The following is a 13,487-nucleotide window of genomic DNA, read 5'->3' on the forward strand; positions in this document are numbered from 1 at the left end:
GGGAGGGCAGGCCCAAAATGGGCCTGCCCTCCCGCTCGTGGTGCAGGTATGGATCACTCGGTCTCGCCGATGGTCTCCTTCATGTGGCGAAACAGGCCGAGGTACTGCTCGCGGGTGGCGCCTGTCGGATCGTAGGCACCCCGCTCCCACGCGCTGACCGTTAGACGATGCACACCAAGCGCCTCCGCCAGACCGCTCTGCGTCAGGCCGAACGCTTTGCGCACCCGTGCCCTTTCTTCCGGAGACGGCAAGTCTTCAGCTGGCTTCTTGGAGCCCTTGCGAAGCGCGTTGGCCGCAGCGATCACCTCGTCCATGGTCTTGTCCTCTCCTCCTCGGTCGCTACCACTACGAGACTCCACGCTACATTGCACCCTTCATATCGCACAACAGGGACACTCGTCATTTCTAGCGGCGCGCACTACATCCCTACGCCTCTCGCACTACCAGCCTCCCACCAGCCCAATCCCCCTCACAACTCCCACCAGCTGACGGTCGCACTACATTTTGACACTTCACAGCGCGCTACATTTCTGCTAACTTCTCCCTGTCGGCATGTCGCCGACCGATAGCCGAGGAGGCCTAGTGAAGATCGACTTGAACATCCTTCTGTCGATTCGGTCGTGGCGAGTGCGGTCCGCGCTCGCCTGGGTCTGGCACCACGCCGTCGTGGTGCTGCTCCCTGCGACCCTGCTCGGCGCGATGGTGATGACCGGCCAGCAGGTGCCGGAGTGGCTGCGGATCACGGCCATCACCTCGACGTCGATCCTCTCCGTGGCCTGGGTCCTGGGCCTGGTGCTCCACCGGGAGCTGGACGCCGCGGGCGTGCCATGCCGGTGGTGCGAGGCCGAATGGATCGACGACTCGGAGATCGAGATCTAACGCAAATGCGTGATCCCGGGATCCCGGAACTTTCTGTGAGCCCGGAGGAGGGCCGCACCGTGAGCGTCGACCGCCCCACCCTGAACGTAATCACCGTCCTGTCCGTCCTGACCGCCGCGCTCGCGGGCCTGTGCGCGTACCGGTACGACGTGCTCCCCCCGACCACCGCAGCCGGCATCGCCTACGCCTTGGCCGCCTCGCTGCTGGCGCGACTCGCGGGCTGCTCCGCGTTCGCGGTGCTGGTCCGCTCCCCACTCCTGATCGCCGGGGCGCTGCTGCGCCTGGTCGGCGGACTGCTCACCATTCTCTAGTCCCGGGATACCGGGATACCGGGATCCTTCGATTCGCTACCCCGCTGACATCCGTGAGGAGTCCCATGTACCGGCCCCGACGGCGCAAGCCCGACCACAGCGCCCTGATCAGACAAGCGATCCGGGAGATGCGCACCGGCGCGTACAACAGGGCCGTGGGCAACCCCGGCACCGCCGACCTCCGCCTGTATCTCGCCCGCGTCCATGGCGTGGACATCACCGAGCAGCAGGCCGCCGAGGCGCTGCAGTCGATCTGACCCAGCTTCACCAGCCCCGTCCGCACAAAGGAGACCACCCGCCATGACCCACTCCTTCAGTCCCGGCGCACAAGCCCAGTACGACGATCTCGTCCGCATCCTCGACCTCGCGCCCGCCCCCGTCGAGGCCACCGACTGCCTCAACGCCCTGCTGGCCGCCCACCGCGACCTGGTGCTCGCCGGTGCCGCCGGCCGCCTCGATCGCCTCGCCGACGAGGTCGAGAGCCGGGTCGCCGCCCACTACGGTGCCGCTTCCGGTCTCGGCCCCGGCTCGGCCGACATGCTGCGCGAGGCTGCGGACGTGGTCCGCTCCCACTCCGCCGGCACCACCGTCACCACCGAGGAGGTCTTGCGCACCCGGCTGTGGCTCATCGATCGGGCGCTCCGGCCCATCGACGCCCAGCAGGACCCTGCCGGGATCGTCGGTGCCGTCGGGCCGTACCTCGACGGCCCGATCCACCCAGCCCAGATCGCCGAGTACCGCAGCACTCACTGCCGACCGGCACACGTGACGCCGACACCCCACTCCGCACAGTCCCGGGATACCGGTGTCCCGGAATAGGTGCTCCGGGATCCCGGGATCCCGGGATCCCGGAAAAATCATGGCCAACCCGCTTGCACCTATGTAGGGATTCCCCTACATTAGTTCTCGTAGGGAAACCCCTACAAGCGCGAGGGAGGGAACCCCATGGCGAAGATGCCGCGCAAGGTCCGCAACATCACCGACAGGGCCGTCCAGATCACCACCGGTGCCATCGCGCTGGCCGTCCTCCTGTGGGCCCCCATCGACGGCAACAACCGCGGCGTGCTCGCCGCCACCGTCGCCGGCTCCGCGCTGCTCGCCCACCTCGGACTGCGCGCTGCCATCAGCGCCCTCTGGTCCCGGCTCAACCGCCGCCCGACCGTGCGGCGCGCCCGCGCCTGAAACTGACCGATCATCAGGGGCGAGCCGGACCGGGCGGCGAACCCGCCCCGGGGCGAGTGCCGGCAGTGCTGGGAGCACGCCTACGACAGCCGCCGGGTGCACGCCCACCTCGCCCCCGGCCAGGAGTGCCCCGCCTGCCTGTCCCACCTGGGGGGCCACCCCGCCCACCTGATCGTCACCTGACCGGCCTTCCGCTCGACTTGGCCGACGGGTGAGCGGCAAGGCCTCGACGGATCTCACTGTCCGTCACCTGGCTTCGGAGTTGCCGGGGCTGGAGCACAAAGAAGAGGGCCCGCACCGTTCCGACGGTGCGGGCCCTCTTCTTTGTGTTCCAGTAAGAATCGCGGCGAGCGACGCTGCGCGTTTGCTATGGCGATCCTATCGATGTTGTCAAATCGACCCATCACGATCGGGTACGGTGCGGCCGACCTCGATTGTCTTCGGGAATCGCTCGGCAACGCTTTGCGCTGTTATGGCGATCCTATCGTGCTTGTCAAGCTGTACCCGTTCTCCGCCCGTGCTGTACCCGTTCTGTACCCGTTCCCTCGGGGGAGAACGGGTACAACGGGTACGTCGCAGGTCAGAGCGTTGCGGTGCTTTCTCGGAGGGCCGCTCCGAGGAGCCGAAAAGGGCCTCTGACCTGCGGTGTACCCGTTCTTTGGGCCGACTGTCCTCAGCAGGGCTGTCAGAAGGCCTCTGACCTGCGTTGTACCCGTTGTACCCGTTGTACCCGTTGTTTTTGACAAGGCCCCCCTGAGAGATCCGGCGTGCTCTTCCGCTTCACTCATCTCCTTGGGGTTCGGAGCATGGACGCGGGGAGGGGGTGCCTGGCGACTACTTCCTCACGTTCCGTCACGCCCGGTCGGCCTGGGGTCCCTTCGCATCGCCGGCCCGGCCCCGCAGTGAGGCCGGGCCGGCGAGCTGGCAGGGGTCAGTCGGCGATGTCGCCCCCTCTCCTTCGCGGGTACCTCCCGCTCACCCCTTCCGAGGCCGGGGCGCGGGTTGGACAGCATCCCGCGCCGGACTTCCTCTCCCGCGCGGGCCGGGCGCCGGCCTGCGGCACCCCGAGCGGGATCGCGCGACCCCGCAGTCCCGGAACCGGTACGCAATCTTCCGCTTGTACGACATCGGTGTCGGCCGTCAGGTCTAGGCTGCGGGCCATGGCCTCTGAGTTCCTCGACAATCCCGCGGGCCGGTTGCGCCGCCTGCTGCTCGACCTTCACGCCGCGCACGGCGGCAGGGGCGAGCAAATCTCCGCTTGGCACCTGTGGACGGAGGTGCTGAACCCCGATGGGGGCATCGACGACGTGGAGACCTGGACGCGGTTCCTCGCCGTGCTGCAGCTGCCGGGTCGGATCCGCACTGCGGTGGAAGGTCTCGGCCTGGACGAGGATGAGCAGGAGCATCTCCTGGAGCACCTGGACAGGGTCGAACGGGGCCTCGCACAGGCGACCCACAGGCACCCGGCCCTGCACAACTTCGCCCAGTTCGCACCGGCGGGGGACATCCCGAACAGCGCGGCGGTCCAGAGCCTGCAGACGTGTTCGCGGGCCCTGCACCGTCTGGCCGGCGAGGCGATGGCGTCCGAGGAGGACCTGCGGCGGATCTCGCAGGTCGTCGCGGAGTTGATGGAGGAGGTGCTGGGGTCGGAGCTGGACTCCGACCTCAAGGGCCTGCTCCTGACCCATCTGCGGGCGGTGCAGGAGGCGGTGCAGAACGCGCGGGTCAGCGGTCAGCGGCCGATTGAGGAGGCCACTGACGCGCTGGTCGGTGCGCTGCGGCGTCGGCCGAGTCTGCTGACCCGGCTGGCCGGCGCCGCGGGGTGGCTGCCGCGGGTGAAGGAGACGGTGGACACGGTGAACACCGTGCTGGGGATGGAGGAGCAGGCCCGGGAGCTGACGCACCGGGTGCTGGAGCTGACCGGCTGACGGCCTGTCGGCGGCAATGTGCAGGGCCCCGGAGCCGACCGGCTCCGGGGCCCTGCACATGTGCACGGGACTGCTCGGTCCCGGGATCGCGGTGCGGCGGATCAGGCCTGGCCGGCGGCGTCGCGGCGCAGGCGCCTGCGGATGCGGTCGGTGAATGCGGTGTCGTGGTACGCCTCTTCCAGGAGCGCCTTGATGACGGGGGTGGCCTTGGTGTCGGAGTCGAAGGCGTTCAGCAGCCACTGCTTGAGCTCGCGGTGCTCCTCGGGGGTCATCTCCACCGAGAGCTTGCGGAAGTGGCTGCGGCGTCCTTCGCCGTCGGCCTTGCGGTGGACGGTGACGGTGGCGGAGGCCTTGCCCGCCGTCCGGGCCTCGACGGTGGCGGCGGTGTCCGCGCGGGAGGCATCGGCGGCGGACGGCCCGCCGCCGAGGGTGCGGGCCTGCTTGCCGCGGGCGATGGCCGCGGCCTTGGCGCCCACGCCGGTGCCCGAGGATACAGAGTTGGCGGGCTTGGCCGGAACGGTCTTCGAAGCGGCAGGCTTGGCCGGAGTGGTCTTGGCTGGAGTGGTCTTGGCGGTCTTACGGGCGGTCACTTCACGGCCTCTTCCAGGAGTTCTGCGGCGAGCTGGTCCATGGGGCTGCCGTCGACCAGGCGGACCGGCTTGCCGAAGGACTGGGCGTAGCCGTCGACGGCGTCGCTGAGGGGGATCATCGTGTCCAGCACCCGGTAGCCCGCGTCGGTGAGCGCGGCGCGGGTGTCGGCGTGGGAGCGGGCCTGGCGGTTGACCATGGTCAGGGCGATCACCAGGCGGGGGATGTTGGCGGCGCCGACGGCCTCCAGGTGCTCCAGGGCCGCGAAGATGCTGCCGGAGCGCTCCAGCTCTATGTCGGTGGGCTTCATGAACCAGACCGCGAGGTCGACGGCCGACAGGACGGAGAAGTGCGCGCCGCCCGCGGTGCGCTTCCAGGCGTCGGTGTCGAGGGCGAAGACGCCGCCGGGCGGGGTGAGGCGGCGGGTCTCCTCGCGCAGCATCGTGTGGGGGAATGCCGGGTAGACGACGCCGCCGAGGTTTTCGAGGCGGGCCCAGGTCAGCAGGGAGCCCACTTCTTCGTCACCGGGGATGTCCTGGTCGGCGGCCGCGACGGTGATGCCGCGGTCGGCCCAGTGGGCCAGCAGGTGGGCGAGCGCGGTGCTCTTGCCAGTACCGCCCTTGCCGAGGATGCCGATCCGTCGGCCCTCCGGCGGCAGTTTCGTCTTCTTCTTCGCCATGGCACCCACGCTACCGGGACCGGGCAGTCCCGGAACTGCGCGAAGCCGCCCCGTTCACTCCCGGGGCGGTGCCGGACGGCCCGGCCGTTGACCTTCGGACCCGACTCCGATCCCCTCCCCGGGCGATCGCCCTGTCCGTCAGTCCCGGGACCGAGGGATTCCGCGAACCTGCGTCGACCTGCGACTACTCCCGAACACGTATGTCGTATTCGACATACGGTCAACTGTTGTGCTCCACTGCCGACATGACACCGCCACGCCTGACCAAACCCACCATCGGGGTGCTGGAGGCCCTCCTCGCCGCCGACGACTCCGACCCCGCCTGGGGACTGCGGATCTGCGCCGAGGCCGACCTCGGATCCGGCACCGTCTACCCGATCCTCGAACGGCTCGCCGACCTCGGATGGGTCGAGGCCTGGGCCGAGACCGAACCCCATCCCGGCCGACCACCCAGGCGCTTCTACAAACTCACCACTACTGGCAGACGGCAGGCTTCCGAGGCCCTCCTGGCCCGGACAAAACGCCGCCGCCGCCTGCACCCGGGACTCGTTGAAGGAACAGCATGACGAGCAACGACGACATCCCGCCGGATCTCTGCGAGACGATGGTGGAACTCGCCTCCTTCCAGCTCTCGATCGACCGCATCTTCGCGCAGCACTGGGCCATGGTCCGGGCTGAGGCGGAACGCGCGGGGCTGCCGATCCCGAGCCATTGCGTGGCAAGCCAGGAGGACATCCTCGCAATCGCCACGCACCTGCGCCGGCACCCGGCGGCCACATTGAGCATCGTCACGGGCGTGCAGGTGCTGACCACTGTCGACATCCGCAGACGACGGGCCTTGCTGCAGATGCACGAGCTGATCAAACACAGTCAGCGTCGGTTCGGGCACGCCGCCACGATCGCCTTGGTCGACGAGGCCATCGCCAAGGCGGCATCGGACTACGCACGAGCCGCTGCCCTCCAAAGGCGCAGGGAAGCCCAACATCGTGCGGCGATGACCCAGCTTCGTAATGCGGCCCGCCATCGCGAACCCGCCCTGGCGCGCCTGGCCGGGTGGATGGCCGGCCCCCGCCACTCCCACCTGCGCACCGCGTGGCTGGCCGACCTGGCCAGCGGGCCCGAAGCCGGCATCGACCTCTCCCGCGGCCGCCGCTTAGCACTCACCTCCGGCTTCGTTCTGGCCGCCGCCCGCATCCGGATCCGGGACGCGGGGCGGAGCCTGTGGGTTCCGGTCGACTGGGTGCTCGTCTCCCGGGACCGCACCCGCCTCGGCGTGGCCGTCCCGGTCGCGGCGCTCGCGGTGTACATCGACGTCACCGGCGGCCTGCACGAACTGCTCACCACCGGCGTGCAGACCTGCGCCGTTGCCGCGCCCTCGCTGTGGGGCCTGACCCGCTGGCTGCGCCGCGTGCGCGGCATCGAGCTCTCCCAACTGGCCGAAGCCCGTCGGCAGGAGCGCACCGGCCCCTCCGAGTGAGGCCCCTGTGGTCCCGGAATCCCACCGTTCCGGGACCACAGGTCTCACCCGCCAAGCAGGACGCGGGAAGAGGGCGGGTGGCGCTGCGCTACAGTTCCGGGCGAGGGCTGGACGCGCACCGCCCGAGCCACTGCCCCGGGCGCCCACGCCGCACGGGGCGCCGATGGCCAAGGTCTCCCGGGACCCGCGTTCCGACTTCCCTGTTCGCCGGCCACCCACGTTCTCGTCGCCGGCGGGCGGCGTGGGCGTCCCGCCGGGATACGGAGAGACCGTGACCAAACGTCAGACCACCGCCGGCAAGCAGGCCCGCGCCCTCGCCGCCCGGACCGGGCGCAGCTACGCCGACGCCCTGCGCGCGGTGCGCACCGGCTCCGCGGCGCTGACCGTCCGCACGTTGCTGATGGAGTGCACCGTCCAGCCCACCGTCCCGGAGCCCTCGCCGCCCATCCACGGCGACAGGTGCCCCAACTGCATCGGCATCTGCGAATGGGTTCCGCAGTTCCGCTCCGAACTGCTGAACGCCGAGGTGGCCGTCGACAGTGTGCTGCTGCTCGCCGGGGCCCTGCCCCTCACATACTTGCCCCTGTCCGCAGACACCCCGGTCGTGGTGGAGCCGCCCGACGCCCTCGGCATCCAGCTGCGGATCGGGCAGCGCCGCTTCCGCCTCGGCACGAAATCCGCGCGCTGCGAGGAACTGTGCGCGCAGCCGGGATGCCACTGGTCCGCACGCCTCGAAGGCCGCTGCTTCGACCATCTGACGTGGGACGACCCGAACCAGGCCCTGGCCTCCGCCACTGAATGGGCGCGCGAGGTGCTCAACGTGCGCCACAGCCAGTTCTATGCCGAGCGGGAACTGGTGGGCGCCGCGCTGGCCTGCGGTGTCGACGGCGAGACTCTGATCGAGGCGATCGCCGAACACGCCAACCGCAACCCCTACGACGCCGACGTCATGCTCGACGACGAGGTACGCAAAATCCTGGCCTCCGCCAGGAACGACCACCGCCGCCTCCTCCGCCAGGTGGTCGAGACTGAGAGCCGGCTGATGGGCTGGCTGCGCCGCCTGCGCCGCTAGGACACCCGGGCCGGGCGGTGCCTGCCGCCCGGCCCGGCGAATCAGCGGCCCCGGACGCGTTCCAGCTTCCGCCGGGTGAACCTCCGGCCTGTCTTGTGGTCGACCTGGAAGAACTTCTCCAGCTCCGACTCGTCGCTGTCCCGAAGGATCTCCCAGGTCACCGGAGGGGAGTTGCCGTCGTCGAGGAGCCGTCCGACGGCCACGGCCAGAACCCCGGGGCCGGTGCCGCTGTAGCCCCAGGAGACGCCGGGTGCCGAAAGCAGGGGCAGGGGGCGGAGGGTTCCGTCCTCGGTCCGCACCCACACCGGGCTGTCGAGGGTGATGTCCTTGACGCGGCTTCCGGTGGGCAGCGCGAGCGGGGCGTAGGAGTGGTAGCTGATCTCGTCGGTGGGCCGGCCGAAGTACTTGCCCTTGACCGCGATCACGGGGCTGCCGGTGACCGGGTCGGTGAAGGTACCCACGACCTTCTCGCCCTGGCCGAGGACGCGGTGGGCCGCGGTCGGCGGGGCGGGAACGAGGCGCTTGACCCACTCGGCCCCCGGCCGGGTGGCACGGTCGGGGGTGACGGAGAACGCCCCGCCGAAGGGCAGCAGGTCGCTGTCCCACATCATCAGGGTGTCCAGGCATTCGAGGGCAAGGTCGTCGGTGCGCCCGCACAGCAGGGCGACGCCCTCGCGGACGACGGCGTCGGCGGCGGGCTCGGCCAGGCTCGCGTCGCCGGTCTGCGGGACGGCCGGGATCACCATCGCCTCGCGTTCGCGGCGGGTGCGGGGGTTGTCGTCGTCGAGGTCGTCGTGAAGCTCGGCGATCTCCCGCAGAGCGCCGGCGATGGCCCGCGAGCGCATCTGCTGGCCGACGGTCAGGCATGCCGACCGCACCGCGGTGCCCTCCGCCTCGCTGTAGGCCATGTCGTACAGCGGCTCCCAGGCCGGCCAGGTGACGACCTCCACCGGCACCGGCTCGTCCCCGGGCCGCCACGCCTCCAGATGAGCGGGGCGGCGCAGCTCCGAGGGCCACCAGGGCAGCCGGGTGCCGATGTGCGCGGCGACGTCCGACCACCTGGGGTCGTACTCCAGCTCGGGCCGGGCGCGGTCGACGGCGGACAGGTCGGGGCCGTACAGGTCGTAGCCGTGCCCGACGACCACCACGGTGTCGGCGTCGGGGATCAGCTCCAGGCCCAGCTCGGCGCTGAAGGCACCGTTACGCGGGTACAGCACCGCGAGGGTCCCGAAGGCGGTGCGCCAGCGGCTGGCGAAGTGGGCGTCGATGCCTGTGCGGTCGAACGTGCCGCCCAGGTAGGCGACGGCCTGGACCGCCTCGGCGGGGCGCAGCAGGTGGGGGGTGTTCGCCGCGAGGGCGGGATGGCGGGCAGCCAGCCAGCGCGCGAAGCCCTGCCCGGACCACTTGGTGGTGCCGTCCGTGTGCTTGAGGTCGATCGGCTTGATCATGTCGGGTGCGGCCGCGATGGTGCGCCACGCCTCGCGGCTGATGCCGAAGGCGTCTTGGAGCTGGGCGGCGGTCATCGATTCCAACGGGTGGGTCTCCTCCCCTGGTAGGCAGGCACGGTGGGTCACCGGCCGATCACCCATGCTGCCGTTCGCGTCCGACCGGGTCAGGCGATTGCGGAGATTGCCCCGCATCGCAGAGCTCCGCGATCCCGGGACGCCGTGATCCCGGCCACCTCACGCCCGGACCTGGCCGCCCGAGCGCACCGTCACCGCTTGCAGAAAATCGATCAAACGTTCGATGATGCAGAAGTGCCACTCGAACACCCCCGCCAGGCCACCCGACCCCGCCGACCGACCACCGGCCGGCTGCGCCCCACGTCGCCGTTCGCCGACGAGGTCCCCGACCCCGGCCCGATCAACCTGCCGCAGGCCCGGATCATCAGCACCGACGAGGTCGTCGGCGAGGTGTGGGAGGACCTGCTCGCGGTCCACGTCCGGACCCACGGCCGGTGGCGCCCCACCGTACTGACCGGCTGGAGCCGACTCCGCGACGGCAACTGGGCGGCCCGCCTGCAGCCGGAGCACGGAGGCCTGCCCGTGTGGATCGCCCAGGACAGCCACGTCCTGCAGCCCGTCCAGGCAATCGACTCCCTCACCGGCCCCACCCGCAGGGACTGATCACCACTCAGCGGCCCGCCCCATCGACGCCCAGCCTCGCCGGGCAGTCGTCGGCCGGCGCCCACAGACAGGTCGCGGCGTCACCGCCGCAGTACGGGCACAGCTCCTCCACCGTCGTCAGCGGACGACCGTACGTCCAGCGCAGGCACGAATTCGCCGCGAACACCGCCCGGTGGCGCGGATGGTGGTGCAGCTCGGGCAGCTGCGCCCAGCGCTCACTCCCGGACGCGGGAAAGGGGTGCAGAGCCAGCCAGTGCCACAGCGGCTCCGCCTCCCGGCCACCCCCAGAGATCGCGGGGGCGTCGAGCCTCCGCCCGACGAGGGCGAGCCAGGCCTGCGGGTCGGCTCGCCGGCCGGCACGCTGCTGCTCCCAGCGGTCCATCGCCTCGGCGAGGCGGACGGCCTCGGGGTAGACCACGACGGGGGCGGCTCGGCGGCGGTGGCGGGCGAGGCCGAGCGCGTCCTCGCGCTCGCGCCATTGCCGGTGGGCGACCTGCCGGTTGACCCACCACCACAGGGCGACCTGGTGAGCGTCGGCGACCAGGGCGTCGCCGGCATAGCCGAGCCGGTCGAACAGTGCCCGATGGTCGCGCAGGGCGCGGCCGAGTTCGGGCAGGGCGGTGGTGTCGACGAGGTAGCCCCCGTCGTCGCCTGCCATCCAGCGGCGCCCGCACGGGCAGGGGGTCCAGCGTCGGCCGTCGGCCTCCAGCCAGGCACTGTCCTCCATGCACAGTGGGCACGCAGGCAGCGGCGTCCGACCCGGGACCCTCGGCCACGACCCGATCGCGATTCGGGCGTCCTCGCCGTCGAGGAGCCGGTCGGGGCGTACCGCAGGCAGGACCTGCCGGAGTTCGTCGATGGTGCGGCCCACGAGATGGGCGAGGCGTTCCAGCGCTGCGGAGGTGAGGCGCAGGTCTGTCTCCTGCGGTCGTAGGCCGGCTGGGACGACGGTGCGGCCGACCCGCAGGGCCTTCAACAACCGGGCCGCGTCGAAGCCGTTGGCGGCGGCGGTGCGGGCGGTGAAGGAGAACACGGTCTCGCCGTCGATCAGCGGGACCGTGAGCGGCAGGTCGGCCGGGCCGAGGCGCCTGGCGCGGGCAGGTGCGGCGGAGTCGTGGGAGGCGGTCATGAACAGACCCTGGCACAAGCGCCGCGCCCCCCGCCGGGAACGGCACTTCACAGGCCAGCCCCCTCGATCCCGCAGTCCCGGGATCCCGGGAAAAAAGTCATGGCCAGCCTCCTTGCACCCCTGTAGGGATTCTCCTAGATTTATAACTGTAGGGAAAACCCTACAGAAACAGTAAGGCCACAAGGGGAGACCACCATGAGCAACAAATCCGCCGCCATGGGCATGCGCGGCCTCGACGACATCAACCCCACCACCCCCCGGCAGAACGTCAACACCGGCACCGTCCACGGCAACCACGTCCACGGCAACCACGTCGCCGGCAACCACGTCGCCGGCACCAACCACCCGAGCTCCGAAGGAGATCATCGTCATCGTCACCCACGACTGACATCCCTCTGCAGACAACCGACCACCACCATTACCGCCGGCCACACCGCTGACGGCCATCAGAAAGGCACACACCCCCATGACCGACCACACTCCCCACCACAGCGGAGAGATCCGCCTCGACCGCGGCGCGATGCGGCCCCGCGAGACGGACGGCTCCACCTGGCCCATCGCCGACGAAACCGACACCGTCCTCCAGGCCGTCGACACGCTGCGCAGCGGACAGGAAATGAGCGACCAGTTCCTGCGCGCCGCACTGCGTGACACCCACCGCCTGATCAACCGCCTCACCGCCGTCCAGGAAGAGCTGCTGCTGTACGCCCGCGAAGCCGCCTCCACCGGGAAGCCTCGGCTGACCTGGCGGGAGATCGGCGACGAAGTGGGCCTCCACTTCACCACCACCCGCGAACGACACAAGCGCGTCGCCGCCACCGACAGCTCCCCCTGGCGCACCTGGCTCGTCCAGAACACCGGCCGCGAGGACATGTACCCCACCCCCGACGGCCAGCCCGCCCTCGGCAAGCTCGTCACCGAGCACCCCGGCGAGCCCATCGACCGCTGATTCCTGATCCGCCGTTGAGCCGGATTCCCTCCCCACCGCCGAGACGCGGGGAGGGAATCCGGCTCAACGGCGTTCCGGGACTGCGGGAACGACTCGGCTGCACCTCTTGCCCAAATGTAGGGAATCCCCTACGCTAGTCATGTAGGGAATCCCCTACATTCTCTTCGCTCGGAGGCCCTCATGCAGAAGAACACCGCGCCCACCCTCCACATCACCTCCCACATCGAGACCCTCGTCCCCGCCACCCCCACCAACCCCCGCAAGGAGACCTACGGCTGGCGGTGCACCGCCCACGACTGCCGTATCGGCATGACCGGCTACACCGACAAGCGAGCCTCCCTCAAGGACGCCGCCGACCACGAACAGCGCCAGGCCCTCGCCCTCTTCCCGACCGGCACCCTCATCACCGCCATCGGCCCCGCCGGCTCCGGCAAGTCCCGCTTCGCCGCCGCCTTCCCCTCCACCTGGGTCATCAGCCTCGACACCCTACGCAAGCAGATCTCCGACGACGCCGGCGACCAGAACGCCACCACCGAAGCCGTCCAGCTGCAGGACCTGCTCCTCGACGCCCGGCTGCGCCGCGGCCTGACCACCCTGCTGGACTCGACGAACTGTGAGCCCGCAGTCAGGGCACGCCTGATCGAGCGCGCCCACCGATACAACCGGAGTGTGGCCGCTCTCGTCTTCTCGACCCCGCTGAAGACCTGCGAGGCCCGCAACGCCCGACGCGAGGACAACAGCGTCCGCGTCCCCCTTGACGTCCTGCGCCGGCAGCACCAGCAGACACAGCTGGCCATCCCCCAGCTCCACCGCGAGGGCTTCACCGACGTACGGATCGTCGGGACCGACAGCTGACGAACAACCCATCCCGCAGTCCCGAGACCGCGGAACCTCTCCGACAACAGTGGGGCCCGGCAACCGCCGGCCCCACCACCCCCGTTCCCGGCAGTGTCCGCCACCTGCGCCAACAGGAACCACCACCGGTCCTCCGCGCAGGCCCCCAAGCCGAGAACACCTCAATCGCCACGCCGGCGCGCCACGCCGGCAGTCAGTCCCGAGCAATTCACCCCCTTCCCCCCGAAGTTGACGATGCATCAGAAACGCGGGGGTGGAGGCGCAACGCGCCGACCCAGCGGTGCGGGGCGCGGCGCGCCCCGATACCCGCTC

17 protein-coding genes are annotated in these 13,487 nt (G+C 70.4%); 12 read left to right on the forward strand and 5 right to left on the reverse strand.

The features are described 5' to 3' along the window. Window positions 1-53: 53 nt before the first annotated feature. Window positions 54-314 (reverse strand): helix-turn-helix transcriptional regulator, encoded by a 261-nt coding sequence (locus tag ACFV4P_RS34430; RefSeq protein WP_380477432.1) that lies wholly within the window; start codon window positions 312-314, stop codon window positions 54-56. Window positions 315-582: 268 nt separating this feature from the next. Between ACFV4P_RS34430 and ACFV4P_RS34435 the strand changes: the two genes are divergently transcribed. The 6 genes from ACFV4P_RS34435 to ACFV4P_RS34460 all read left to right on the forward strand — a co-directional run bounded on the left by ACFV4P_RS34435 (window position 583) and on the right by ACFV4P_RS34460 (window position 4,300). Beyond that, window positions 583-879, forward strand: a complete 297-nt coding sequence (locus tag ACFV4P_RS34435) for a hypothetical protein (RefSeq protein WP_380477433.1) — start codon at window positions 583-585, stop codon at window positions 877-879. 59 nt (window positions 880-938) lie between these two features. After that, complete coding sequence (locus ACFV4P_RS34440) at window positions 939-1,190, forward strand: hypothetical protein (RefSeq protein WP_380477434.1); 252 nt, start codon at window positions 939-941, stop codon at window positions 1,188-1,190. A 65-nt stretch (window positions 1,191-1,255) separates the two neighbouring features. Further along, window positions 1,256-1,447 (forward strand): hypothetical protein, encoded by a 192-nt coding sequence (locus ACFV4P_RS34445; RefSeq protein ID WP_380477435.1) that lies wholly within the window; start codon window positions 1,256-1,258, stop codon window positions 1,445-1,447. Between the two features lie 43 nt (window positions 1,448-1,490). Further along, on the forward strand, window positions 1,491-2,009 hold the full coding sequence (locus ACFV4P_RS34450) for a hypothetical protein (RefSeq protein WP_380477436.1): 519 nt from the start codon (window positions 1,491-1,493) through the stop codon (window positions 2,007-2,009). 126 nt (window positions 2,010-2,135) lie between these two features. Further along, window positions 2,136-2,372 carry a hypothetical protein gene (locus ACFV4P_RS34455; RefSeq protein WP_380477437.1) on the forward strand — a complete coding sequence of 79 codons (237 nt, stop codon included), beginning with the start codon at window positions 2,136-2,138 and terminating at the stop codon, window positions 2,370-2,372. Window positions 2,373-3,532: 1,160 nt separating this feature from the next. Further along, the gene (locus ACFV4P_RS34460) at window positions 3,533-4,300 is read left to right on the forward strand and encodes a hypothetical protein (protein WP_380477438.1); all 768 of its coding nucleotides are present in this window, start codon (window positions 3,533-3,535) and stop codon (window positions 4,298-4,300) included. Between the two features lie 101 nt (window positions 4,301-4,401). Here the strand turns inward: ACFV4P_RS34460 and ACFV4P_RS34465 are convergent, their stop codons facing one another. Together ACFV4P_RS34465 and ACFV4P_RS34470 are read right to left on the reverse strand one after the other, a co-directional pair. Further along, complete coding sequence (locus tag ACFV4P_RS34465; protein ID WP_380477439.1) at window positions 4,402-4,890, reverse strand: hypothetical protein; 489 nt, start codon at window positions 4,888-4,890, stop codon at window positions 4,402-4,404. Continuing rightward, window positions 4,887-5,567 carry a hypothetical protein gene (locus ACFV4P_RS34470; protein WP_380477440.1) on the reverse strand — a complete coding sequence of 227 codons (681 nt, stop codon included), beginning with the start codon at window positions 5,565-5,567 and terminating at the stop codon, window positions 4,887-4,889. Before ACFV4P_RS34470 ends, ACFV4P_RS34465 begins: the two co-directional genes overlap by 4 nt. Window positions 5,568-5,812: 245 nt before the next feature. On the opposite strand from ACFV4P_RS34470, the gene ACFV4P_RS34475 reads away from it, so the two are divergent. The 3 genes from ACFV4P_RS34475 to ACFV4P_RS34485 all read left to right on the forward strand — a co-directional run bounded on the left by ACFV4P_RS34475 (window position 5,813) and on the right by ACFV4P_RS34485 (window position 8,116). Beyond that, entirely contained in the window at window positions 5,813-6,133 is a 321-nt protein-coding gene (locus ACFV4P_RS34475; RefSeq protein WP_380477441.1) for a PadR family transcriptional regulator, read from the forward strand. Further along, window positions 6,130-7,044 carry a hypothetical protein gene (locus ACFV4P_RS34480; RefSeq protein ID WP_380477442.1) on the forward strand — a complete coding sequence of 305 codons (915 nt, stop codon included), beginning with the start codon at window positions 6,130-6,132 and terminating at the stop codon, window positions 7,042-7,044. Before ACFV4P_RS34475 ends, ACFV4P_RS34480 begins: the two co-directional genes overlap by 4 nt. A gap of 271 nt (window positions 7,045-7,315) precedes the next feature. After that, the gene (locus tag ACFV4P_RS34485) at window positions 7,316-8,116 is read left to right on the forward strand and encodes a hypothetical protein (protein WP_380477443.1); all 801 of its coding nucleotides are present in this window, start codon (window positions 7,316-7,318) and stop codon (window positions 8,114-8,116) included. Between the two features lie 41 nt (window positions 8,117-8,157). Here the strand turns inward: ACFV4P_RS34485 and ACFV4P_RS34490 are convergent, their stop codons facing one another. Continuing rightward, complete coding sequence (locus ACFV4P_RS34490) at window positions 8,158-9,648, reverse strand: hypothetical protein (protein ID WP_380477444.1); 1,491 nt, start codon at window positions 9,646-9,648, stop codon at window positions 8,158-8,160. Between the two features lie 225 nt (window positions 9,649-9,873). Here ACFV4P_RS34490 and ACFV4P_RS34495 point away from each other — a divergent pair, with 225 nt between their 5' ends. Further along, complete coding sequence (locus ACFV4P_RS34495) at window positions 9,874-10,242, forward strand: hypothetical protein (protein ID WP_380477445.1); 369 nt, start codon at window positions 9,874-9,876, stop codon at window positions 10,240-10,242. Between the two features lie 7 nt (window positions 10,243-10,249). On the opposite strand, the gene ACFV4P_RS34500 is transcribed toward ACFV4P_RS34495, so the two are convergent. Next, window positions 10,250-11,371 carry a TniQ family protein gene (locus tag ACFV4P_RS34500; RefSeq protein WP_380477446.1) on the reverse strand — a complete coding sequence of 374 codons (1,122 nt, stop codon included), beginning with the start codon at window positions 11,369-11,371 and terminating at the stop codon, window positions 10,250-10,252. Between the two features lie 466 nt (window positions 11,372-11,837). Between ACFV4P_RS34500 and ACFV4P_RS34505 the strand changes: the two genes are divergently transcribed. Beyond that, entirely contained in the window at window positions 11,838-12,320 is a 483-nt protein-coding gene (locus tag ACFV4P_RS34505; RefSeq protein WP_380477447.1) for a hypothetical protein, read from the forward strand. 180 nt (window positions 12,321-12,500) lie between these two features. Further along, on the forward strand, window positions 12,501-13,175 hold the full coding sequence (locus ACFV4P_RS34510) for an AAA family ATPase (protein ID WP_380477448.1): 675 nt from the start codon (window positions 12,501-12,503) through the stop codon (window positions 13,173-13,175). Window positions 13,176-13,487 lie beyond the last annotated feature (312 nt).

The sequence above is a fragment of the Kitasatospora sp. NPDC059795 genome (genome assembly GCF_042732175.1).
Classification (GTDB): Bacteria; Actinomycetota; Actinomycetes; order Streptomycetales; family Streptomycetaceae; genus Kitasatospora.

Excerpts from the sequence above, each read along its gene's own strand:
- ACFV4P_RS34430 (WP_380477432.1), bottom strand. The coding sequence starts at position 314 with ATGGACGAGGTGATCGCTGCGGCCAACGCGCTTCGCAAGGGCTCCAAG.
- ACFV4P_RS34445 (WP_380477435.1), top strand. The coding sequence starts at position 1,256 with ATGTACCGGCCCCGACGGCGCAAGCCCGACCACAGCGCCCTGATCAGA.
- ACFV4P_RS34450 (WP_380477436.1), top strand. The coding sequence starts at position 1,491 with ATGACCCACTCCTTCAGTCCCGGCGCACAAGCCCAGTACGACGATCTC.
- ACFV4P_RS34455 (WP_380477437.1), top strand. The coding sequence starts at position 2,136 with ATGGCGAAGATGCCGCGCAAGGTCCGCAACATCACCGACAGGGCCGTC.
- ACFV4P_RS34460 (WP_380477438.1), top strand. The coding sequence starts at position 3,533 with ATGGCCTCTGAGTTCCTCGACAATCCCGCGGGCCGGTTGCGCCGCCTG.
- ACFV4P_RS34470 (WP_380477440.1), bottom strand. The coding sequence starts at position 5,567 with ATGGCGAAGAAGAAGACGAAACTGCCGCCGGAGGGCCGACGGATCGGC.
- ACFV4P_RS34475 (WP_380477441.1), top strand. The coding sequence starts at position 5,813 with ATGACACCGCCACGCCTGACCAAACCCACCATCGGGGTGCTGGAGGCC.
- ACFV4P_RS34480 (WP_380477442.1), top strand. The coding sequence starts at position 6,130 with ATGACGAGCAACGACGACATCCCGCCGGATCTCTGCGAGACGATGGTG.
- ACFV4P_RS34500 (WP_380477446.1), bottom strand. The coding sequence starts at position 11,371 with ATGACCGCCTCCCACGACTCCGCCGCACCTGCCCGCGCCAGGCGCCTC.
- ACFV4P_RS34505 (WP_380477447.1), top strand. The coding sequence starts at position 11,838 with ATGACCGACCACACTCCCCACCACAGCGGAGAGATCCGCCTCGACCGC.
- ACFV4P_RS34510 (WP_380477448.1), top strand. The coding sequence starts at position 12,501 with ATGCAGAAGAACACCGCGCCCACCCTCCACATCACCTCCCACATCGAG.